23 protein-coding genes are annotated in these 22,095 nt (G+C 45.7%); 17 read left to right on the forward strand and 6 right to left on the reverse strand.

Features of this window, described 5'->3' with window-relative positions:
- Nucleotides 1–39: 39 nt before the first annotated feature.
- A complete protein-coding gene (locus AC1DVJ_RS07400; RefSeq protein ID WP_477589554.1) occupies nucleotides 40–861 on the reverse strand; it encodes a helix-turn-helix transcriptional regulator in 822 nt (273 codons plus the stop codon).
- A 161-nt stretch (nucleotides 862–1,022) separates the two neighbouring features.
- Here AC1DVJ_RS07400 and AC1DVJ_RS07405 point away from each other — a divergent pair, with 161 nt between their 5' ends.
- On the forward strand, nucleotides 1,023–2,306 hold the full coding sequence (locus AC1DVJ_RS07405; RefSeq protein ID WP_477589555.1) for a Gfo/Idh/MocA family protein: 1,284 nt from the start codon (nucleotides 1,023–1,025) through the stop codon (nucleotides 2,304–2,306).
- Between the two features lie 21 nt (nucleotides 2,307–2,327).
- A complete protein-coding gene (locus AC1DVJ_RS07410; RefSeq protein WP_477589557.1) occupies nucleotides 2,328–3,347 on the forward strand; it encodes an alpha/beta hydrolase family protein in 1,020 nt (339 codons plus the stop codon).
- 25 nt (nucleotides 3,348–3,372) lie between these two features.
- On the opposite strand, the gene AC1DVJ_RS07415 is transcribed toward AC1DVJ_RS07410, so the two are convergent.
- Nucleotides 3,373–3,750 carry a YmaF family protein gene (locus AC1DVJ_RS07415; RefSeq protein ID WP_477589558.1) on the reverse strand — a complete coding sequence of 126 codons (378 nt, stop codon included), beginning with the start codon at nucleotides 3,748–3,750 and terminating at the stop codon, nucleotides 3,373–3,375.
- A gap of 162 nt (nucleotides 3,751–3,912) precedes the next feature.
- Here AC1DVJ_RS07415 and AC1DVJ_RS07420 point away from each other — a divergent pair, with 162 nt between their 5' ends.
- On the forward strand, nucleotides 3,913–4,542 hold the full coding sequence (locus AC1DVJ_RS07420) for an SLOG family protein (RefSeq protein ID WP_477589559.1): 630 nt from the start codon (nucleotides 3,913–3,915) through the stop codon (nucleotides 4,540–4,542).
- Nucleotides 4,543–4,974: 432 nt separating this feature from the next.
- Here the strand turns inward: AC1DVJ_RS07420 and AC1DVJ_RS07425 are convergent, their stop codons facing one another.
- Complete coding sequence (locus AC1DVJ_RS07425) at nucleotides 4,975–5,181, reverse strand: DUF6199 family natural product biosynthesis protein (protein ID WP_477589561.1); 207 nt, start codon at nucleotides 5,179–5,181, stop codon at nucleotides 4,975–4,977.
- Between the two features lie 161 nt (nucleotides 5,182–5,342).
- Between AC1DVJ_RS07425 and AC1DVJ_RS07430 the strand changes: the two genes are divergently transcribed.
- The 7 genes from AC1DVJ_RS07430 to AC1DVJ_RS07460 all read left to right on the forward strand — a co-directional run bounded on the left by AC1DVJ_RS07430 (nucleotide 5,343) and on the right by AC1DVJ_RS07460 (nucleotide 12,249).
- Nucleotides 5,343–7,412 carry a bifunctional aldolase/short-chain dehydrogenase gene (locus AC1DVJ_RS07430; RefSeq protein WP_477589563.1) on the forward strand — a complete coding sequence of 690 codons (2,070 nt, stop codon included), beginning with the start codon at nucleotides 5,343–5,345 and terminating at the stop codon, nucleotides 7,410–7,412.
- Nucleotides 7,413–7,438: 26 nt separating this feature from the next.
- A complete protein-coding gene (rhaI, locus tag AC1DVJ_RS07435; protein ID WP_477589564.1) occupies nucleotides 7,439–8,659 on the forward strand; it encodes an L-rhamnose isomerase in 1,221 nt (406 codons plus the stop codon).
- On the forward strand, nucleotides 8,653–10,155 hold the full coding sequence (rhaB, locus tag AC1DVJ_RS07440; protein WP_477589730.1) for a rhamnulokinase: 1,503 nt from the start codon (nucleotides 8,653–8,655) through the stop codon (nucleotides 10,153–10,155). Before rhaI ends, rhaB begins: the two co-directional genes overlap by 7 nt.
- Nucleotides 10,156–10,165: 10 nt before the next feature.
- Nucleotides 10,166–10,927, forward strand: a complete 762-nt coding sequence (locus tag AC1DVJ_RS07445; RefSeq protein ID WP_477589566.1) for a DeoR/GlpR family DNA-binding transcription regulator — start codon at nucleotides 10,166–10,168, stop codon at nucleotides 10,925–10,927.
- A 242-nt stretch (nucleotides 10,928–11,169) separates the two neighbouring features.
- Entirely contained in the window at nucleotides 11,170–11,370 is a 201-nt protein-coding gene (locus AC1DVJ_RS07450; protein WP_029194307.1) for a cold-shock protein, read from the forward strand.
- Nucleotides 11,371–11,433: 63 nt separating this feature from the next.
- On the forward strand, nucleotides 11,434–11,664 hold the full coding sequence (locus tag AC1DVJ_RS07455) for a cold-shock protein (RefSeq protein WP_477589568.1): 231 nt from the start codon (nucleotides 11,434–11,436) through the stop codon (nucleotides 11,662–11,664).
- Nucleotides 11,665–11,751: 87 nt separating this feature from the next.
- The gene (locus AC1DVJ_RS07460; RefSeq protein ID WP_477589569.1) at nucleotides 11,752–12,249 is read left to right on the forward strand and encodes a metallophosphoesterase family protein; all 498 of its coding nucleotides are present in this window, start codon (nucleotides 11,752–11,754) and stop codon (nucleotides 12,247–12,249) included.
- 85 nt (nucleotides 12,250–12,334) lie between these two features.
- Here AC1DVJ_RS07460 and AC1DVJ_RS07465 read toward each other — a convergent pair whose 3' ends face one another.
- Nucleotides 12,335–13,207 carry an aldo/keto reductase gene (locus AC1DVJ_RS07465; RefSeq protein WP_477589570.1) on the reverse strand — a complete coding sequence of 291 codons (873 nt, stop codon included), beginning with the start codon at nucleotides 13,205–13,207 and terminating at the stop codon, nucleotides 12,335–12,337.
- A 363-nt stretch (nucleotides 13,208–13,570) separates the two neighbouring features.
- Between AC1DVJ_RS07465 and motA the strand changes: the two genes are divergently transcribed.
- Complete coding sequence (gene motA / locus AC1DVJ_RS07470) at nucleotides 13,571–14,368, forward strand: flagellar motor stator protein MotA (RefSeq protein ID WP_477589571.1); 798 nt, start codon at nucleotides 13,571–13,573, stop codon at nucleotides 14,366–14,368.
- Entirely contained in the window at nucleotides 14,361–15,167 is an 807-nt protein-coding gene (gene motB / locus AC1DVJ_RS07475) for a flagellar motor protein MotB (RefSeq protein WP_477589572.1), read from the forward strand. Before motA ends, motB begins: the two co-directional genes overlap by 8 nt.
- Before the next feature lie 168 nt (nucleotides 15,168–15,335).
- Here the strand turns inward: motB and AC1DVJ_RS07480 are convergent, their stop codons facing one another.
- A complete protein-coding gene (locus AC1DVJ_RS07480; RefSeq protein WP_477589574.1) occupies nucleotides 15,336–17,063 on the reverse strand; it encodes a methyl-accepting chemotaxis protein in 1,728 nt (575 codons plus the stop codon).
- Between the two features lie 271 nt (nucleotides 17,064–17,334).
- Between AC1DVJ_RS07480 and AC1DVJ_RS07485 the strand changes: the two genes are divergently transcribed.
- Entirely contained in the window at nucleotides 17,335–18,249 is a 915-nt protein-coding gene (locus AC1DVJ_RS07485; RefSeq protein WP_477589576.1) for a phosphate ABC transporter substrate-binding protein, read from the forward strand.
- 308 nt (nucleotides 18,250–18,557) lie between these two features.
- Here the strand turns inward: AC1DVJ_RS07485 and AC1DVJ_RS07490 are convergent, their stop codons facing one another.
- On the reverse strand, nucleotides 18,558–18,719 hold the full coding sequence (locus AC1DVJ_RS07490; protein WP_477589578.1) for a hypothetical protein: 162 nt from the start codon (nucleotides 18,717–18,719) through the stop codon (nucleotides 18,558–18,560).
- 100 nt (nucleotides 18,720–18,819) lie between these two features.
- Here AC1DVJ_RS07490 and pstC point away from each other — a divergent pair, with 100 nt between their 5' ends.
- From pstC to phoU, 4 genes are read left to right on the forward strand one after another with little or no spacing between them, the layout of a single operon-like run.
- Nucleotides 18,820–19,758: a phosphate ABC transporter permease subunit PstC gene (pstC, locus tag AC1DVJ_RS07495; RefSeq protein ID WP_477589579.1), complete on the forward strand. Its 939-nt coding sequence runs from the start codon at nucleotides 18,820–18,822 to the stop codon at nucleotides 19,756–19,758.
- Nucleotides 19,755–20,612 carry a phosphate ABC transporter permease PstA gene (pstA, locus tag AC1DVJ_RS07500; RefSeq protein ID WP_477589580.1) on the forward strand — a complete coding sequence of 286 codons (858 nt, stop codon included), beginning with the start codon at nucleotides 19,755–19,757 and terminating at the stop codon, nucleotides 20,610–20,612. Before pstC ends, pstA begins: the two co-directional genes overlap by 4 nt.
- A gap of 3 nt (nucleotides 20,613–20,615) precedes the next feature.
- Nucleotides 20,616–21,383: a phosphate ABC transporter ATP-binding protein PstB gene (gene pstB / locus AC1DVJ_RS07505; RefSeq protein WP_477589582.1), complete on the forward strand. Its 768-nt coding sequence runs from the start codon at nucleotides 20,616–20,618 to the stop codon at nucleotides 21,381–21,383.
- A 23-nt stretch (nucleotides 21,384–21,406) separates the two neighbouring features.
- The gene (gene phoU / locus AC1DVJ_RS07510; protein WP_477589584.1) at nucleotides 21,407–22,066 is read left to right on the forward strand and encodes a phosphate signaling complex protein PhoU; all 660 of its coding nucleotides are present in this window, start codon (nucleotides 21,407–21,409) and stop codon (nucleotides 22,064–22,066) included.
- Nucleotides 22,067–22,095 lie beyond the last annotated feature (29 nt).

The raw sequence follows: 22,095 nt of genomic DNA on the forward strand, positions 1-22,095 counted from the left end.
ATGACCAGAATTTAGGAATTCATTCACTGGGCGGAGTGGTTACAGTCCGAGATGCATCATCTTCCGACACTGCAAAGGTGTTTGAGAAGTCACTTGTTTGAAAACCCGTCCGAAGTGAGCGACGCTATCGAACCCAGATTGCTCGGCGATGTGAATGACCTTCAGCTTGGTTTCTCTCAAAAGCCGCTGAGATTCCCGAATGCGAATATTATTCAAGTATTCAACGAAGGAGAAACCGGTCGTTTCCTTGAAAGAACGGCAGAAATAACTGGGACTGATATGGAATTTATCCGAAATTGTCGCCAAGCTAAGCCGTTCGTGGAAATTTTCATTGATATAGGTGGCGATCTCGAAAATTTTGGGATTATGCGCCTGCGGCTGCTCTTCATATGTGTCGAGCTGATCCATCAGTCGACTGCAACAGATCAACAATTGCGTAAGCAGTGCCTTACTGTTGAGTTCCCAACCTTTTTGCTCCAGCTGCTTTTCACGCAATAAACTAAAGAGTAGATTCTCAACGATTGTGCGATTTGCACCGGATAGCGAGAAGATACGCTGCTTATGCTGAAATGGGGCTAGCGCAATGGCGTGAGAGTCATGCCCGATTGTGCTAACCCAAGGGGTATCAAAGTTTAACAAAATACGCTCGTGTGGCTGATCGTTGGCGTCCAGCGTTTTATGGAGTGTATTTTTATCAATAAACACAAGGTCACCTTCATGCATCAAATAAGTGCGATCCTGTATGAAGTAGTAGCGTTTGCCGCTGAGTAAGTAATAAATTTCATAATGGTCATGGTAATGATTCACAGGCATGTTATAGGATTGCTCTCTTCGCAGTCTTTCAATCAAATAATGAATCAACGTCGGACCTCCTTGGTTCTCGTTATATCTCTTTATTTTACAGCAATATATGCAAAGAAATAAAGTCATTAGGCAATATTCGATTAGAAACCATACAAATATTGTATTAATCTTAATGTAAGACATGGTCGAGGTTCTAATTCGAGAGGGGATAAAGCTAGATGAAAACACGTTATGCGATTGTAGGTACCGGAGGACGGGCAGAATTTTTCTATGGATCAATGGTAAAAGACTTTCAAGATACATCAGAGCTTGTTGCGATTTGTGATATTAATCAAACACGTATGAATTTTACGAACGATTTATTGTCGTCCAAATATGAATATCATGCTGTTCCTACGTATAAAGCAGACCAATTCGAGGAAATGATTCGTCAAGAAAAGCCGGATGTAATCATTGTTACAACGGTAGACCGTACGCATCATACGTATATTATTAGAGCAATGGAGCTCGGTTGCGATGTTATTTCAGAGAAACCGATGACGGTTGATGAAGAGAAATGCCAAGAAATTCTGGATGCTATCAAACGCACAGGAAAGCAGCTTCGCGTGACCTTTAACTATCGTTATGCACCGCATAATACGAAAATCCGCGAGTTGATCATGGACGGCACCATCGGCGATGTGCATTCCGTGCATTTTGAGTGGTTGCTTAACACAGAGCATGGCGCAGACTATTTCCGCAGATGGCACCGCGATAAGCGCAATGGCGGCGGCTTGCTTGTCCACAAGTCAACGCACCATTTCGATCTTGTTAACTTCTGGTTAGGGACGCAGCCTGAGACGGTTTTTGCCATGGGCGATCTGATGTTCTATGGAAAAGCCAATGCAGAGAAACGTGGAGAAACGAAGTTCTACCAACGTGCTACGGGAAATGAGAACGCCAAAGGAGATCCATTTGCACTTCATTTGGATAGTAACCCGCAATTAAAAGGGCTTTATTTGGATGCCGAGCATGAGGATGGTTATCAGCGTGATCAAAGCGTTTTTGGTGACGGGATCTCTATTGAAGATACGATGGGTGTGATGGTTCGCTATAAAAACAAAGCGATTCTGACGTATTCCCTGAACGCGTATTTACCTTGGGAAGGCTTTAATGTGAACATTAACGGCAGCAAAGGCCGAATTGAAATGAAAGTTGTCGAGAAATCCTACGTGAATTCCGGCGGTGAAAAAGCAGACGAGGGAGCTTTGAAATCGAAGACGATTACGGTATTCCCAATGTTCGCAGCACCTTATCAAGTAGAAATTGAAGAAGGTGTCGGCGGTCACGGCGGCGGAGATCCTGTGTTGTTGAAGGATATTTTCGATAAGCCTTCCGATGACAGATTCAATCGTGCAGCTTCACATGTGGATGGGGCGATGTCCATTCTGACTGGTATTGCTGGAAATATTTCATTACGGACGGGGCAACCTGTTGCCGTTGATAAACTCGTTAAATTTTAAAATGTGACGGAGGGCTGATCTATGTGGAGTCCAGACGCAAGCATGGATAATCTGTATCGTTCCTTCGAGTTGAAACGCGAGCAGCAGGAACTGACGAAGGATCAAATGAAAAAGCGTTTGGCGAGCTCCTTAGCAGTGCCAATGGAGGAACAGGACGAGCTTCGTCCTGTTCTTCTTGAACGTGTGGTGTGCGAGGATCATATCTGTGAACGTATCGAAATCGGTACATTATGGGGCTTTCGGGTTCCGGTTTATGTGCTGTTGCCCAAAGGATTGACAGGTAAGTCTGCTGCTGTGTTGGCGCTTCATGGGCACGGCTTCGGCAGTAGGCAGATCGTTGGTTTGAACGCAGATGGAACTGAGCATACAGGCGAGCCGGATATTCATGGTAACTATGCATTGGAAATGGTAAGGCGCGGTTTCATAGTCGTCGCTCCCGAAATCCTTGGCTTCGGTGATCGGCGGTTGGAGGCTGACCAACGTGACGGGCAAGTTGGCAATTCTTCGTGCCAAATGCTCGCCGCACATCTTATGCTATATGGGATCTCGTTAGCTGGTGTACGTGTAAAGGAAGCAATGCGAGCCTTGGATTACATGGTATCACGTGAGGATGTAGATGCTAACCGCATCGGTAGTTTCGGATTTTCCGGTGGCGGACTGCTTGCGGCTTATACGGCAGCACTTGATCCACGAATAGAGGCGACGGTAGTGGTTGCATTTACGAATACGTTCAAAGGCAGCATCATGGCGGTTCGACATTGCATCGATAACTATGTGCCTGGCGTACTCGGCTTCGCTGAACTTCCTGAGTTGATCGGGCTGCTAGCTCCGCGTCCTGTGTTCATTGCATCGGGTAAGCAGGATCCGATATTCCCGATTGCAACCGCAAGCTCTGCGGCTTCGGATGTGCGGCGCATTTACGAGGAAGCAGGCGTGGCTGATCGCGTTGGCGTCCATTTCTATGAGGGAGTCCACGAGGTGAATGGGAGTCAGGCGTATCCGTGGCTGGTTGAGGTTTTGAAAAATGAGAAAGACGACTGAGCGTTCAGTCGTCTTTTTGGTATGTTTATTTCACTTGTTCACGTACGATACTCTCGATAATTAATTTATGACCAACCATAACGCCAATACGAATATTGCCTGTTGTTCGACCGGAAATCACATGGCGATGACCATTCGTGACATTGGTGAAAATTTGAAAACGATGGAAATGGTTCGGGCCGACACCAATGTTAAGACCTGTTTGTCCGGAGTAGGAATGACGGTGTCCATCTGCTGTAGTCGTAATGCCTCGGAACGTATGGCGGTGTCTTCCACCCACGAAAATGACTATATCCGATAAATTGCCGAAGGAATGTCTATGACTTAGCACTAGTGATGTTAATCCTTGAAAACGATGTCTGAATTGCACATTGCCGCCGCTTCCTTGCGTAAGTTTAGCCATGCTATCAACTACCTTTCATACTGAGATATTAATAGTTTATGTATCGAAGCAAGGAATGGCTTGGTCGAATGGCTAGCATAGCGAAAAATTGAGTGATATGTCCTTCCTAATTAGATGCAACTATGCTAACCTGATAGGATAATCAACAAGGGGGTGAGTTCGTTGAAAAGAGTACTCATTACAGGGTACAAAGCGAATGAGTTAGGGATTTTCTCGCTGAAGCATCCTGGCATTCCGATTATTAAAAAAGCGATTCAAAAACGACTCATCGCCTTGTTGGATGACGGACTTGAGTGGGTTGTTGTAAGTGGTCAATGGGGCGTGGAGCTCTGGGCAGCAGAGGCCGTGCTTGATCTGAGAGAGAGCACCCATCCCGAACTGAAGCTCGCTGTGATCACGCCATTTCTGGAGCAGGAAGAGAAGTGGAGCGATGACAAGAAAGGCTGCTACGCGAGCGTCATGCAACGCGCCAATTATGTGAACAGCATAACAAAGACCAAATATGAGGGGCCCTGGCAGTTCAAGGAACGGGACAAGTTCCTGCTCCGTAACTCGGATGGTATCCTGCTTGTCTATGACGAAGAGACTGAAGGTTCACCGAAGTTTATGAAACTGCAGGCAGCTCAAATCGCGGCGCATCATGCCTATCCAATCATGACGATCAATGCCTTCGATTTGCAAAATGTAGCCGAGGATGAGCAGGGAGATTATGCTGGCGACATTCAGGATGACATGACAGGTGAAATGAGCAGTAGTGGCGGAGATAAATGGCATTTCGATGATGATATCTAATCCGAATGAGGCGTTCGTCAGGTCGATTGATCTGACGAACGTCTTTTATTTTTAGAGTTAGTCGATAAAATCGACTAACTCATGTGCTAGCGAGGCAAAAGGAGTAGTGTAAGTCGAAAAAATCGAGTTACGCGTGGCGAGCGTGGCAAAAGGAGTAGTGTAAGTCGAAAAAATCGAGTTACGCGTGGCGAGAGTGGTAAAAGGAGTAGTGTAAGTCGAAAAAATCGAGTTACGCGTGGCGAGAGTGGCAAAAGGAGTAGTGTAAGTCGAAAAAATCGAGTTACGCGTGGCGAGCGTGGCAAAAGGAGTAGTGTAAGTCGAAAAAATCGAGTTGCGTGTGGCGAGCATGGCAAAAGGAGTAGTGTAAGTCGAAAAAATCGAGTTACGCGTGGCGAGAGTGGCAATAGGCGTGGATGGAGTCGAATTATAGCTTCAATTAAGAAAAGGAAGAGAAACAAAAAGAAACACAATCAAAACAATAATCGAAGAGATTCGACTCATCAACAGATCCGCATCGCTGGGCTCTGATTCTCCTTTCATCATCCAGCCATATCTCATTTGCCATCCGAACTTGGGAAAGAAAGTATTGAGAACTGCCACTGCAATAAAAAGAATGCAGAAAAAAATCATCCTAATCATCTCCTTTCTTCTATATACATCACATCGAGTAAAATGTTTATTTTGCAAAGAAAAACAAACATAAAAATAATTATTCAAAAACAAACAAAGATATGTTAAGATGAAACCATCAAAAACAAACACGTACTCATGGGATGTAAAATTAGGAGGGTAATTAAATTATGGTTGCGAATTTATGGGAAGCATCAAAAGCGAATGCAGTATCGAAAGGCGTAGAGGAAATTGTTTATCGCTCTAATTTATTAGGAACGGATCGCGCTGTTTGCAACTGGGGCGGCGGTAACACCTCTTACAAAACGATCGAGAAGGATTTTCGTGGTCGCGATGTTGAAGTGATGTGGGTTAAAGGAAGCGGTTCTGACCTTGGAACGATGAAAGAAAAGAATTTCACAGGTCTTCGCATGGAAGATATTCGTCCATTGATCGAGCGTGACGAAATGTCCGACGAAGAAATGGTTGCTTACCTTGTGAACTGTATGATCGACAGCAAACATCCGCGTGCTTCCATTGAGACGCTTTTACATGCCTTCTTGCCATTCAAAAACGTTGACCATACGCATCCAGATGCGATTATCTCGCTCTGCTGCGCACATAATGGACGTGAGCTTGCGAAAGAAATCTATGGCGATCGTTTCGTTTGGGTTCCTTATGTACGTCCTGGTTTTACACTTTCCAAAATGATCGCAGATGGCGTTCGCAACAATCCAAAAGCTGAGCTTGTTCTTATGGAGAAGCATGGTCTAGTTACTTGGGGCGAAACATCCGAAGAGAGTTACCTCAAAACAATTGCTATCATCAATGAAGCAGCAAGCTTCATCGAAGCTCGCGTGAACGAAGCTAACTTGTATGGCGGTTCGAAATACGAAGCGCTTAGTGCTGAAGCACGCAGTGAGCTTTTGGCGCAAGTATTGCCAATTGTCCGCGGTGCGGTAAGCAACGAGAAGAAAATGATCCTTACAATTGACACAGAGGCGGATGTTCTTCAATTCGTTAATAGCCGTGATGCAGGCGTTCTTTCCCAAGTAGGCGCAGCTTGCCCAGATCACCTTGTTCATACGAAAATGAAGCCACTTTACATCGACTGGAATCCGACAACTGGTGACGCAGCTTCCTTATCAGAAGCTTTGAAATCCGGAATCGAAGCATATAAAGAAGAGTACAAAGCTTATTTTGACCGTAACAAAAATGAAGGCGACGTTATCAACGAAGCAGCTCCGCGTGTTATCCTTATTCCAGGTATCGGGATGATCAATACAGGCAAAAGCTGGGCAATGGCGCAAATAAGCGGCGCTCTATACCACCGTGCAATCTCCGTTATGAGAGGCGCTACAGCTCTTGGAACGTTCGTATCCCTAAGCGAGAATGAGTCTTATAATGTGGAGTACTGGCCTCTTGAACTTTATAAATTAACATTAGCTCCTGCTGAAGCAGAGTTCTCCCGTCAAGTTGCTTTCATCACTGGCGGTGCTGGCGGAATCGGAAGCGTAACAGCTCGTCAATTCCTCAAAGATGGCGCACACGTCGTGCTTGCTGACCTGAACCTTGAAGGTGCTCAGAAGCTAGCGACTGAACTGAACGAACAATACGGCGAAAACAGAGCGATTGCTGTTCGCATGGACGTAACGAAAGAAGAAGAAGTAGAAGCAGCGTTCCGTGAATCCCTTCTTAGCTACGGTGGGATCGATATTATCGTGAATAACGCAGGTCTTGCGACTTCCAGTCCTTTTGACGAAACATCCCTTAAAGAATGGAACTTGAACATGAACGTGCTTAGCACAGGGTATTTCCTTGTTGCCAGAGAAGCATTTAAAATTATGAAAAAGCAAACAATCGGCGGCAGCATGGTATTCGTAGGCTCCAAAAACTCCGTATTTGCTGGTAAAAATGCATCTGCCTATTCCACTGCTAAAGCGGCTGAGATTCACTTGGCTCGTTGTATCGCGGCAGAAGGCGGCGAATTCGGAATTCGTGTGAACTCCGTATTGCCAGATGCGATTCTACAAGGTTCCGCGATTTGGAACTCCGGCTGGCGCAATGAGCGTGCTGCTGCTTACGGGATCGAACCGGATCAGTTGGAAGAGCACTACCGCAAAAGAACAACATTGCTTGTTAACATTTTCCCGAAAGATGTTGCAGAAGCTATTGTGTACTTCGCTTCATCCAAAGCAGCTAAAACAACAGGTTGCATGATCACTGTTGATGGTGGCGTACCTGCTGCCTTCACGCGCTAATACATCAATTAGGAGGCAACAAACCGATGAGCGACAAAGCCTACGCATTATTCGAAGAGCAACAAGCCCTTAGAGGCATTGATATAGCAGCTGTTAAAGCGAAACTGAAAGCCCTGAAGGTTGAGACGCCTTCTTGGGGTTACGGGGATTCAGGAACGCGATTCAAAGTCTACAAACAAACTGGCGTACCGCGTAATCCGTTCGAGAAATTCGAAGATGCTGCGCAAGTTCACAAGCTGACGGGTGTTTGCCCGTCGGTTGCCATCCACATTCCGTGGGATAAGGTAGACGATTACGCGAAACTCAAGCAGCATGCGTCTGATCTAGGCGTTTCTATCGGTGCGGTGAACCCGAACCTTTTCCAAGAAGATGATTATATCTTCGGAAGTGTAACGAACTCGAACGCTGCCATTCGCCGTAAAGCGACGGATCACCTCTTGGAGTGTGTAGACATCGCCAAAACAGTGGGTTCCGATGTGTTGAGCCTATGGTTTGCAGACGGCTCCAACTACCCAGGTCAAGTAGATATCCGTGCTCGCAAAGCGTGGATGTACGAGTCACTCAAAGAAATGTACAATGCGATGTCACCAAGCATGCGCATGTTGATCGAATACAAGTTCTACGAGCCAGCGTTCTATCACACGGATCTTGCTGACTGGGGCATGGCGTTCAATTTGGCTAACAAATTGGGTCCTCAAGCAGAAGTGCTTGTCGATACGGGACACCACCCGCAAGGAACGAACATCGAGCACATTGTGACTTACTTGTTGGACGAGAATAAACTCGGCGGCTTCCATTTCAACTCCCGAAAATACGGGGATGATGATCTGATCGTTGGGTCTGTGAATCCGTATGAATTGTTCTTGATTTTCTACCAAATCATTGATGCAGCGAACGATAAGAATCCTCAAATTCGTCAAGCGGCTGACAATATTGCGTATATGATCGACCAAAGCCATAACATTGAGCGTAAAATCCCAGCAATGCTTCGTTCCGTACTTAACGTACAAACACAATACGCTAAAGCGCTTCTTATTAACCTTGAAGAAGTTAGAGCTGCACAAGAAAATCAAGATGTTCTTGGCGCTGAGGATGCGGTTCGTAAAGCTTTTGAATTCGATGTAACGCCTCTGTTACAAGCGGTTCGTGAAGACATGGGAATGCCGGCAGATCCGATGAAAGCTTACTTAGCAAGCGGCTACGACGAGAAAATTAACGCTCGTGGCAAAGGCGGTGCAAGCTGGTGAGTACCCCATCGACTGTTCTAGCCTTTGATTTGGGAGCAAGCAGCGGCAGAGCGATCGTCGGACGTCTTGATTCTAAAGCGGGCCGGATAACGATCGAGGAAATTCACCGCTTTTCGAATGATCCCGTGCGGGTGGGCAACCACCTTCACTGGGACATTTTGCGGTTGCTTCATGAGCTGAAGCAAGGCATTTTACAAACCAAGCAACATGGATATACCGAGATTGAAAGCTTAGCGATTGATTCGTGGGCAGTCGATTTCGGATTGATTGCTGCAAATGGTGAGCTGCTCGGGAACCCGTATCACTATCGGGATCATCATACGGACGGCATCATGGGCGAAGTGATGGATATTGTGGGTCGTGAGAAGCTGTATGCCCTAACTGGGCTGCAGTTTTTGCAATTCAATTCCATTTTCCAACTGTACGCTTTAAAAGAAAACAATCCGGACATGCTTAATCGCGCAGCAACCTTTCTAATGATTCCTGACCTGCTGCGCTACTTCTTAACCGGCGAAAAGCATAGCGAATTCACCAATGCCACGACTACGCAGTTGTTTAATGCGACTAGCTTGACGTGGGACACCGAGTTGATCGACCAGCTTGCCCTCCCGGCACAGATCTTCCTGCCGCCAGTCGCTTCGGGTACACGAGTAGGTGCATTAAGTGCTGACGTCTGCGAGGAACTGGACGTTCCTTCCATTCCTGTCATCGCCGTTGGCGAGCACGATACCGCTTCTGCGGTCGTAGCCGTTCCTGCTCTGGATGATGACTTCGCATTCCTCAGCTGTGGAACATGGTCGCTGCTTGGTACGGAAACGAGCGCTCCTGTGCTCACGGAACAAGCCTTAGCCTGGAATTTCACGAACGAAGGCGGCGTGTACGGCACGAACCGTTTATTGAAGAACATTATGGGCTTATGGCTCATTCAAGAATGTAAGCGGACGTGGGAAAAGGAAGGCAAAACCGCTAGCTTCGCTGAGCTTGTGAAACAAGCGGAAGCCGTGAAGCCGTTCCAATTCTTCATCGATCCGGATGATGATATGTTCCTTAACCCTGCTCATATGCCTAAGCAAATCCAGCAATATTGTCGTGATACGCAGCAACCCATGCCTCAGACCGATGGTGAGATCGTGCGTTGCATTTTGGAAAGCTTAGCGCTGAAATATCGCTTTATTCTGGAGCGTACTGAGCAGCTTTCAGGCAAAACGTATCGTGGACTTCACATCGTCGGCGGCGGCATTCAGAACGAGCTGCTCTGCCAGTTCACATCAAACGCTACGCAGCGTGAGGTGTGGGCTGGGCCGGTTGAGGGTAGTGCCTTAGGTAACCTTGTAGTACAATGGATAGCACTAGGGTATATCGCGAATTTGCGCGAAGCCAGGAAACTGATTCGGAATTCGTTCCCAGTCAAAACGTATGAGCCAGAAGATGGCACGGGTTGGCAGGCGGCGTATGCAAGTTTTTGTCAGGTGGCCTCCCGATCGACGGTGAAATGAGGGGTTAACGATGCTGGTAGCAGAAAGATGGCAGAGAATCGTTCAATTGGTAAATGAAAGAGGAAGCATCCGCGTAACCGAATTGAGTGAACTGTGTCAGGTCACGGAAGAGACGATCCGACGTGACTTGGATCGGTTAGAAGCCGACGGCAAGCTCATGCGCAGCCACGGCGGCGCGGTGAGTGTGAAGGAAGCACAGACCGAAGTTCCTTTCATGGAGCGGGAAACTGCTCACGCTGACTTCAAGAACAGCATCGCGAAGGAAGCTGTTTCCCATATTCAGGAGGGGGACCGCATCATTCTCGATGCGAGTACCACGGCTTGGTATATGGCGAAAATGATTCCGGATATGGCGATTACGATCATCACCAACTCGATGAAGGTTGCCCTAGAGGTAAGCGGCAAAGAGAAGATTCAAGTCATTTCGACCGGGGGTCTTCTTTCTCCTAAGTCTTTGTCCTACGTGGGTCCTTTATCGGAGAGATCCTTAGATATGTACCATGCGCATAAATTGTTCCTCTCTTGCAAAGGGGTTCATGTTCAGCGGGGCATCAGCGAATCGAATGAGCTTCAAGCGCTCATTAAACGCAAAATGATTAGTATCGCAGATGAAACCTATCTGCTGGCTGACCATAGTAAATTCGGTATGCAGGACTTAACGCAAGTCGCAGACTGGTCCGATATTCAACATGTCATTACGGATAGAATGACCAACAAGGACGCTCTTGCGCGTATTCGCGAAAAAGGTGTAAATGTTAGACAATTGGATTAGCGGATATACTAAAACCCAGTCAAAACACGAAAATAAAGTGTTAGACTGGGTTTACTATATTAACCGGAGAACAATACAAATTTGCCAAGCACACTTTTGTGTGCTAATATGAAGTAGTAAACAGCTTTGACATAAACTCACATATTGAAAAAGTGATCATTTGTGTAATGGTGCCTTTTTCAATGTGTGATTTTTTTTGTTTAAAAAAGCATGTTAAATAACAATTTGGAGGTAATTATATTATGGAAACAGGAACAGTGAAATGGTTTAACGCAGAGAAAGGCTTTGGATTTATTGAAATGGAGGGCGGAAATGACGTTTTCGTTCATTTCTCCGCAATTCAAGGAGATGGCTTCAAATCGTTGGACGAAGGTCAACGCGTTCAATTTAATGTAGCTCAAGGCAACCGCGGTCCTCAAGCCGAAAATGTTGTAAAACTGTAATACACAGTGAACTGTCCTTAACAAGTGTTAAGGGCAGTTTTTTCATTTAAGGAGGAGAAAACGATGTATTTTCGAAGAAAACCGCTAGAGGATCTCATTCAGGAAAACACGAAAGTTTGGGCTTGTCATAACGATGATTGTAAGGCGTGGATTCGCGATAATTTTTCGTTCGAGTACGTCCCAACCTGCCAAAACTGCCATTCTCCCATGATTAGCAGCTTGAAAATGCTCCCTATAATTTCCAACTCCAATAAAAATATGAAATCTCTTCATAAAGGTAGACTAATCTCCTAGAACTCCCAAGCACTTATTTGCATTCCTACTTTTTCCTGACTAGTATATCCTTATTGACTAGTTGATGTTGGAAGGGGTAAAAAAGCGATGCGAATAGGTGTTATAGCAGATACTCACTTATCTTACAAAGCTCAGAAGCTGCCCGATGCTCTTGTAGCGGGTTTACAAGGTGTTGATCTTATCATTCATGCCGGTGATTGGGTGAGTGAGCATGTCATCGAGCTTGTCGAGCAGATTGCGCCTTGTGAGTCCGTGGCTGGTAACAATGACGGTGCAGACATTGTGGAGAGGTTTGGGAAGAAGAAACTATTAACCTTCGGTAATTTTCGCGTAGGACTCATCCATGGGGATGGCTTCCGGAAAACGACGGAAGAAAGAGCGCGTGAGGCATTCGAAGCTGAGCGGCCTGATATGGTGATCTTTGGACACTCGCATATCCCTTATTTACAAAATGTTCAAGGGACGATCATGTTCAATCCAGGCTCACCTACAGATAAAAGAAGACAGCCTCGCTACTCTTACGGCATTCTCCAATTCGGGGAGCAATGGAAGGCTGAGCATTTCTTCTTCGATTCCAAACAGTAGTCTACTGTGACGTGTTGGTTATCCAATAAAAAAGCTCGATAGTCTCATCTGAGCTATCGAGCTTTTCGCAGTTTCAACTTAAACGCTACCGCACATACCACTCGCCGGACACCCAGTCCGTCGATTTCCATTTAAGCACATCGGGATTCGCTAGATGCATGATTTCCTTGAGGAACTCGAGCTGTTCGAGATCGGTCATCGGAGTGAAGTTATTGGCAATGGCGAGATTCTGTTCGAGCTGTTCCATGGACTCCATTCCGACGATTGCGGTGGAAATCGGCAAAGAGAGCGTATATCGCAGCGCTTTCTCATACCAAGGCGCCAATTTACCGAGTGCCATGACCTTCATCCCGATGATCGCAATCCCTTTTTCATTTGCCTTCGGTAGAAACTCATGCGCAAAGCTATATACAAGGTGATCTGCGGCGGACAGCGCGACAAGTGCGCTATCGAACGGATAGCGATCAATCGCTTCCAATTGGACGTTCGGATTCGTATGACCACTAATGGAAATATGTTTAATCATACCTTGCTCTTTAGCTTCAATGAGAGCCTCCAAAGCACCGCCTTTGGCGAAGCACTGATCAAGCTCTTCCATTTTCATAATGTTATGTAGGCGCCATTCCTCCACATGATCGGTCTGCAGACGCTTTAGACTGGCTTCAAGAAGTCGCAGGGAGCCGTCACGCGTGCGATCATGGGTCTTCGTGGCAATCCAGACCTCATCCCTACGCTTATGTAGCGCTAACGCTTTGCCGAGACGATCCTCCGATTGACCCGCAGAATAGCTAGGCGCCGTATCATAATAAGTAATTCCCTCATCAATGGCACGATTCACAATCTGAATCGCTTGTTCCTCCGTGCAGTTATGTTCATCCACAATACGTTGAGCGCCAAAGCTTAATAGTGGGAAACGTGCTCCCGTCGAGCCAAAAGGCCTTTTCTCCAATCCAATCATTCCTCCTACGATGGCATGCTACTATTATTCTGTCCTATCGTTCCCAAAATGAATACCAAGACATACCAATTTTACCACAGATGAAAGATGAAGTTTTCTTCGTTTGAAATCGTTAGTAGAGCGAAACAAGCAGGAATCATCACGTGCAACATGTAACTTATAAGGTAGAGATAATCGTCAAGATTCGACCTAATTAGATCGAATTTATGAACGTGTGGGACTTTAGTCCTAATATTTTTATGGAAAAGGATTGTGATAATGGCTGAATAAACTTATTATGGAAGTAAGGACTCATTTAATGTCGAATACCTTGCTTGAACAAGATGATATAAATTGATCGAATACGTAAAGAGGTGCATAAGGATGGAGAAATCATCAATCATTGGTATTGTGTTAGCGGGTGTATCAATTGGCTTAGGTATGGTATTAAAGGGTGCAAGTCTAGCTGCCTTATTAAATCCTGCTGCGGCCTTAATCATTTTCGGTGGAACAGCTTCGGCGCTGCTCATTGCTTTCTCACTCGAAGAAATCAAGAAAATTCCAGTCTTGTTAAAAATTATTTTTACAGAACAAAAGTTAATGCCCAAAAAAGAGTTGATCGAGACTTTCATTAACTGGGTGAGCATTACACGTCGTGAAGGGCTATTGTCATTGGAGACGCAAGCAGAGGAACTCTCGGATCCTTTCATGAAAAGTGGTATGCGTCTGATCATTGATGGGAACGACCCTGATTTCGTGCGTGATGTTCTTCTTGAGGATATTGCTGAAATGGAAACGAGACATAAGAAATTTGCGAGCATTTTTACACAAGCAGGAACGTACGCGCCAACATTAGGAGTACTAGGTGCTGTAGTCGGACTCATTGCGGCTCTTGGTAATTTGAGTGAAATTGAAAAGCTAGGACACTTGATCTCAGCGGCATTCGTTGCCACCATGTTTGGTATTTTCTTGGGGTATGTCGTGTTCCATCCTTTTGCAAATAAGCTTAAGCAGAAGTCCAAGAAAGAGGTTGAAATCAAGCTAATGGTCGTTGAGGGTTTGCTTTCCATTCAATCTGGCGTTTCTGCGAATTCCGTGAAGCAAAAAATGATGATTTTCGTTCCTAATAAAGAACGTGAAAATTATGAAGAAAGAGCGGAGGGGGCGCAGCGCGGTGAGTAAAAAAAAGAAGCATGAGGATCATGAAGAACATATTGATGAAACCTGGCTCATTCCCTACGCGGATTTATTAACTTTACTCCTTGCTCTTTTTATTATTCTGTTTGCGTCGACTCAGGTTGATCAGAGGAAATATGACACGATCATGCGCTCGTTAAACAGTGCTTTTACTGGTGGCGAAGCACCCTTCGCGATGTCGAATTTAATTCCCGTTAACGACACGGCGAATACTTCGAAAAATACGGAAAAGAGCCAGAGTCCACCTACAAAAGAAGAGAGTAAGACCGAAAGTGGGTTAGCTGCCAAGCTTCAGAAGGAAGAGAAGGATCTCAAAGAATTAAAGGAAAGCATGGATGCTTTTATTAAAGAAAATAAGATGAGTGAGCAGCTGACAACTAAGCTTGATAATGAGAAGTTAACCATTACGATAAGTGATCGTGCGTTATTCGATTCCGGTTCGGCTACGATTAAACAAGAATCCCAAAAGCTAGCCACATCGATGTCGAATTTACTGGGGCAATACCCGGGCTATCAGGTTGAGGTAGCTGGACATACCGATAATATTCCGATTCACCGTGCGGATTTTGAAACGAATTGGGATTTAAGTGCGAAGCGTGCTGTGAATTTTATGAAAATATTACTGATCAACACGAAGATTCAGCCTGCGTCATATTCCTCAGTAGGGTATGGAGAGTATCGTCCAATTGCTGATAATGCAACGACGGATGGCAGAGCTCAAAACCGCCGAGTTGAAGTGAGCGTCCTTCGTAACATCAAGGCAACGGATGAGATCGCCAAATAAAGCGATCGTCACTCTACTATGAGAAAAGAGCCGAAAGCCCAGATGGGAAATCGGCTCTTTTTTCTTCATATCGTTATTTGACCCCAACCAGCACTTTCTTTTCTTGAAGCTGATCCACCTCTTTGATTTCCTTCTGTTTAGGCTGATCACGGTGTTCGAACGCGGGCTCTACGCTTCACTAATTTGAAACTTGCTAATCTGTGTAAAAAGCTGCTGAGCGAGTTCAAGAATATCATCCGATTCTTCGGCAATACGTCGGATCGAAGCGTCCTGTTGGATGCTAGTCGAGTTAACCTCTTCAACACCAGCAGCTGTTTCCTGTGCAATGGCGGCAACAAACTGAACGGAATCGATAAGGTGATCGTTTTTCGATTGGGCTTGCTCGATTTTCTGATGAATCTGTACAATCTGCTCTCGGATGACCAACGTCGATTGCTCAATTCTACTGAAGGAGCCAAATGTTTCCTCCACATGGCTGCTTTGCGTCAGCGCAGATTCACGCGCGTCGACGAGAGAGAGCTGCAGCTCTTGGATCTGCCCTTGCAGCGTCCCAATGATTCCGCTGATCGTCTTCGACGATCCGTTCGTTTGCAGGGACAGCTCGCGCACTTCGTCCGCGATCACGGAGAAGCCGCGGCCGTGCGCGCCGGCCCTCGCCGCTTCGATCGCGGCATTCAACGCAAGCACATTCGTTTGCGTTGAAATATCCATGATCGAGCGCACGATGGCGCCGATCTGCTTCGAGCTGGCGCTGAGCGTCTGCATCGCCGCGTCCACCTTCTGCAGCAGGTGCTGCGACTGCGCAGTCGATGCTTTCAGCGCCTGCACGGACGCAGTCCCTTGCTGCGTACCGACAGCAGCCTCATCGCTGCTGCGTTTCATTTCATACGTGTACGCGCTAATGTCGCGGATCTCCGTTTCCAGCTCAGAAATGAGCATGGAACTGCTCTCTGTTTTCATCGCTTGGTCATCCGCACCTGTTGAAATCTCATGGATCGCCTTGAGGATATCGGTATTCGCCGAGGCTGTCAGCTGTGAGAAGCGATGAAATTCATGGGAGTGGGCGGATAAGGAAGAAGCGATACCCTTTGTCGCGCCGAGCATGAGTCGAACCTGTCTAATCATCTGGTCAAAGCTATTGCTAAATTGACCTAGCTCATCTGTAGCTGTTGAGTTAATGGTTTGCGTTAAATCACCGGCAGCAATGCGTGCGACCGCTCTTTGCAGAATAGAGATCGGACGTGTGAACGACGTAATAATGAGAAACGCAATGACCAAGGTAAGGAAGAAGACGAAAGCGGAAGCAACTAACATGATCGTGCGGCTATCATTAAGTGCCTTGGAGGAGTTAGCAATCGCTTGGGCAGCGCCGTCCGCATAGGTGATATAAAACTTATCGACTAATCCAAAGATACTATCCTTCAGCTCTTGCGATTCACTATATAAGTAAAGCAGATTGATTTGAAGATCGGTTGGCTTGATATTCGGATCCTGAACCATTTTGGCCGCCGTATCGAAATTATTGATGTAATCTACAGATGCTTGGATTAAGAGGCTGCGCCATTTTTGCTGTTCAGGGGTGCTGGCTGTATTGCCGATCTTCTGAATGAAATCATTGTAGGGTTTTCGTTTGCTATTGTACTTCTCGATAAATTCTGGCTTCTTGGAAATCTCAAGTCCAGAAGCAATGATGTTCATCTCCTGAACCATATTCTTAAGCTCTAAGGCCATCACTTTAAGATCTACTTTATCGTTCTGATTAATCATTTGCTGCTTAATTTGCGTCACCTGATTCAGATTGAACAGCGCCACAGCCAAGAAGATGAGCAGCACGCCGCTGAAGCTTGCAATTAATTTTGCACGCATAGAGAAGTTGGACAACATCATTTTACCCATATGTATACCTCCTATAAATAGACAAGCGTAGACATTTTACGTCTTCTTACTTATTAATATAGGGGGCTTCTATTAACTAAAGCGTCGGAATATGTAAACGATTTGTAAATTAAAAGTTTTACATTACGTTTACGTTTCGAGGGTTTGTATTTTACATTCGCTTGTTACCATATGGAAGTAAGGTCGTTCGACACACAAGTAGATGGGGATCGAACTTAACCAAATCCAGCACATACATTCAAAGGAGGACATGTTAACAATGTTTAACTTCATGTCGAGAAAAGGAATTACATTTACACTATCCGCGGTATTAATGATGGGGACTTTGGTTGGTTGCGGCGCTAAAACAGAAACGAACAATGCATCAGCAACAGCAGCTGCTACAACATCGGCTTCCGCTTCTGCAAAGCCGAGCGAAGCTCCGAAAACTGAATTGAGCGGTACGGTAACAGCTTCTGGATCCAGCGCACTTCTTCCATTGGTAAAACAAGCAGCAACTGAGTTTATGGAGAAGAACCCAAAGGTTACAGTTAACGTAACAGCAGGGGGTTCAGGTACAGGAATTAAAAACGTAGCAGACGGTACATCAGACATCGGGAACTCTGACGTAGAACCTGCTGCTGAATATAAAGATAAAGGTCTTGTTGATCACCAAGTAGCTATCGCGCCTTTCGCCTTGATCGTGAACAAAGATGTGAAAGTGGATAACGTAACGAAACAACAAGCAGCTGATATCTATACAGGTAAAATCACGAACTGGAAAGAAGTTGGCGGCAATGACGCAAAAATCGTTCTTGTTCACCGTCCAGACAGCTCAGGTTCCCGTACACTTGTTAAACAAATTATTTTGGATGGTAAAGAATTCACGAAAGACGGTATCACACAAGAGAACAGCGGCGCAATGAAAACAGCCGTTGCAGGTCCATCCGGTTCTGGTGCCATTGGATATGTAGATACACCTTATATCGATGACACGGTAAAAGCATTGAAAATTGACGGTGTTGCTTTCTCTGAAGAAAACATCAAAAACGGCACATACAAATTGTTCGGTGTTGAGCATATGTACACAAAAGGTGAAGCGAAAGGTGCTTCTAAAGCATTCATCGACTACATCTCCAGCAAAGAATTCCAGGGTAAGCAAGTTCGTGAGTTGAAGTTCTTACCAGCTGATTTGTTGAAAAAATAAATGGTTACAGCAAGAGCGTCTGCATATCTATGCAGCGCTCTTTTTCGACTAACTCGCCTCGCGAGGCTCTGATTTGGCCCGAGATAGTCGAATTTTTCGACTAACTCGCCTCGCGAGGCCGTGATCTGGCTCGAGATAGTCGAACTTTTCGACTAACTCGCCTCGCAAAGCCGAGATCTGGCCCGAGATAGTCGAATTTTTCGACTAACTCGCCTCGCGAGGCTGTGATCTGGCCTGAGATTGTCGAATTTTTCGACTATCTCGCCTCGCGAGGCTGTGATCTGGCCCGAGATAGTCGAATTTTTCGACTAACTCGCCTCGCGAGGCTGTGATCTGGCCTGAGATTGTCGAATTTTTCGACGATCTCGCCTTGCGAGGCCGTGATCCGGCCCGAGATAGTCGATTTCATCGACTAACTGCCCGCCACAGGCCAAGCCCGCACCCGATTTTACAGCTACTCTCCAAATCAAAACTTTTACATTCCCTTAACAATTCATTTACGATCCAATGACATTCATATTCTATGATAATAGTAAGTCATGTGTATTGAAGAGAAAGGGGAATCACGAAGTGAATTCCATAGTAGATCAACTAACCAGCGCGAAATCGGACGTAAAGAATCGTCCAGTCATCACCAAATGGACCCGAGGACAGCATAGACAAGATAGAATAATGAGGTGGTTGTTTGTAGGTAGTGCTGCTTTAGTTTCTGCCATTATTTTCTCTATCATCATTTTCGTAGGTATGCAGGGTATCAAGACATTTCAAGGTGTAAGCCCTCTGGAATTTTTCTTCTCAACCGATTGGACGCCTAGTCAAAATAAATTCGGAGCGTTTCCTTTCCTATACAGCACGCTGCTGATGACGCTTGTTGCGGTTGTCATTTCCGTTCCGCTTGCGTTATCAGGTGCCTTGTTTATGGCCAAAATAGCACCGAAATGGATGCGCGAGATCATGCGTCCAGCGACGGATTTATTCGTCGGGATTCCTTCTGTTGTTTACGGATTGATCGGGATGACCGTCATCGTGCCTGCATTAGGTAAAATAACGGGTGGCATCGGTTACGGCATCTTACCAGCGGCCATTATCTTAGCCATTATGATTCTTCCTACTATTCTATCCATTTCGGAAGATGCGATTCGTTCGCTTCCTGGTCGTTTGGAAGAAGCCTCACTAGCACTTGGAGCAACACGGTGGCAAACGATGTGGCGTGTACTCTTACCAGCAGCTAGACCAGGAATTCTGACAGCAATCATTCTTGGAATGGGCCGCGCGATTGGTGAAACGATGGCCGTGTTCATGGTTATCGGGAACTCACCGCAAATGCCGAAATCGCTGCTCGACTCCACGACGGTGTTAACAACAGCGATCGTTAAAGACATGGGGAATACGAATTACGGGTCAACATGGAATAATGCGTTGTACTTGATGGCTTTGTTACTGCTTGTCATCTCCTTATCTCTCATTCTCATCATCCGTATCGTAGCCAAGAGGAGTGAACTTAAATGACAAGTAAAACGACGGACCGCATTGCAACGATCTATTTCTGGTCATCTGGCATTATCATTATCGGGATTCTAGCATGGTTTCTCGTTCGTATATTAGGCGATGGCATCCCGCACTTATCCTGGCATTTCATCTTCGGTAAGCAAGAAGAAATCAAAGCCGGCGGCKGGGTAGGACCTCAGCTTTTCAACTCTTTCTATGTGTTGTTCTTATCACTTGTGATTTCGATTCCAATCGGATTATTCTCAGGGATTTACTTAGCCATTTATGCGCAAAAAAATTGGTTCACTGACCTCGTCAGAATTTCGGTTGAGGCCCTTTCTTCTGTGCCTTCTATCGTGTTTGGTCTTTTCGGATTTCTTTTATTCGCTAATTTGCTAGGGCTCAAATTTTCAATAATCGGTGGCGCGGCTACCGTAGCACTATTAAATCTACCCGTCATGGTAAGGGTTACGGAGGAAGCTATTCGTACAGTGCCTGATTCCTATTGGGAAGCTAGCTTGGCGCTGGGTTCAACGAAATGGCAGGCCATCCGTAAGGTACTCATTCCTGCTGCTTTACCAAACTTGATTACAGGGATCACATTGATTGCCGGCCGTGCGCTTGGCGAATCAGCGATTCTTATTTACACGGCTGGATTATCCGTTTCTCGTTATTTTCCAGATTTCAATCCGCTCAAAATGGGTGAGACACTATCCGTTCATCTCTGGTATATCGGTGCTGAGTCACTCGTTCCAGATGCGAAAGAGATTGCCAAAGGCAGTGCTGCTTTACTTCTAATTGTTGTCCTGATCTTCAATCTGCTGGTTTCGATACCAAGTCGAATCTTACAAAAAAGACTTTCCGGGGGGAAATAACACATGGCTATTGCGACGAAGTATAAGATTAAAGCAGAAAAACTGAATTTATTTTATGGTGAAAATCAGGCACTTCACGACGTAGATTTAAGTATCGAAACAGGAACTATTGCGGCGTTGATTGGTCCTTCTGGTTGTGGGAAATCTACCTTCCTTCGTACCTTAAACCGCATGAATGATCTGATTGATAGCGTCCGGATCACAGGGAATGTAGCAGTGGATGGACAAAATATTTATGGTTCTGATTCGGATGTCGTTTCCCTACGTAAGCGTGTAGGCATGGTGTTTCAACGTCCGAATCCATTCCCAATGAGTATTTACGATAACATTGCCTACGGCCCGCGGATTCATGGTACGAAGAAAAAGGCAGTTCTAGATGAAATTGTAGAACGCAGTCTCGTACAAGCTGCACTTTGGGACGAAGTAAAGGATCGATTGAATAAGTCTGCCATGGGATTATCGGGTGGGCAACAGCAACGGTTATGTATAGCTCGTCTTCTAGCTGTTGAGCCTGATGTGCTGCTTATGGATGAGCCGACATCGGCTTTGGATCCGATTTCAACACTGAAAGTAGAAGAACTAACACAAACCTTAAAAGAGAAATATACGATCATCATCGTGACACACAACATGCAGCAAGCAGCACGAATATCAGATATGACCTCCTTCTTCCTTAACGGTTATTTAGTAGAAACAGATCAAACCGATAAGATCTTCACTAATCCGAATGATCAACGTACGGAAGATTACATTACGGGACGATTCGGCTAAAACACATCGAAGGAGAGATATACATGGACGCAAGACCGGGGTTTCATCAATCATTAGCATTGTTACAAAAAGAATTGCAGCACATGGGAGAAAGTGTAGAAGAACTCATCTACATGTCGGTGGAGTCGCTAGCGAAGCTAGACGAGAAGGCTGCACAGCAAGTCATCCAGAAGGATGATCTCATCGATGATTATTTAACGACTATCGATGAGCTGTGTCTGCGATTAATTGCCTTACAACAACCGATGGCCAGTGACCTGCGTATCATAGGAACGGCACTCAAAATTGCAACGGACTTGGAACGTATCGCGGATCATGCTGTCGATATTGCCAAGATTACGATTCGGTTTTCAGGCGAGGAGCTTGTAAAGCCGTTAGAAATCATTCCGCAGATGGCCGAAATTGCCATCGAAATGCTGCACGAGAGCCTTCTATCCTATACAGAACGTGATGTACATAGGGCAGCATCACTTGCTGAGAAGGATGACCGCGTAGATAAGCTATATAGTACGGTGATGCAGGAGCTGATGGGGATGATGGGTACGGATTATCATCGCAATCGTCAATTAACCCATCTGTTGTTTGTCGCACATTTCTTAGAGCGTGTGGCAGATCATACCACGAATATCGGCGAAGGCGTCATCTATATGGTCACAGGGAAACGTAAGGATTTGAACGTGTAAGTCAGCGATGAGAATAGAAAGGCCGCCTC

The sequence above is a fragment of the Paenibacillus sp. P4_A9 genome (assembly GCF_056402415.1).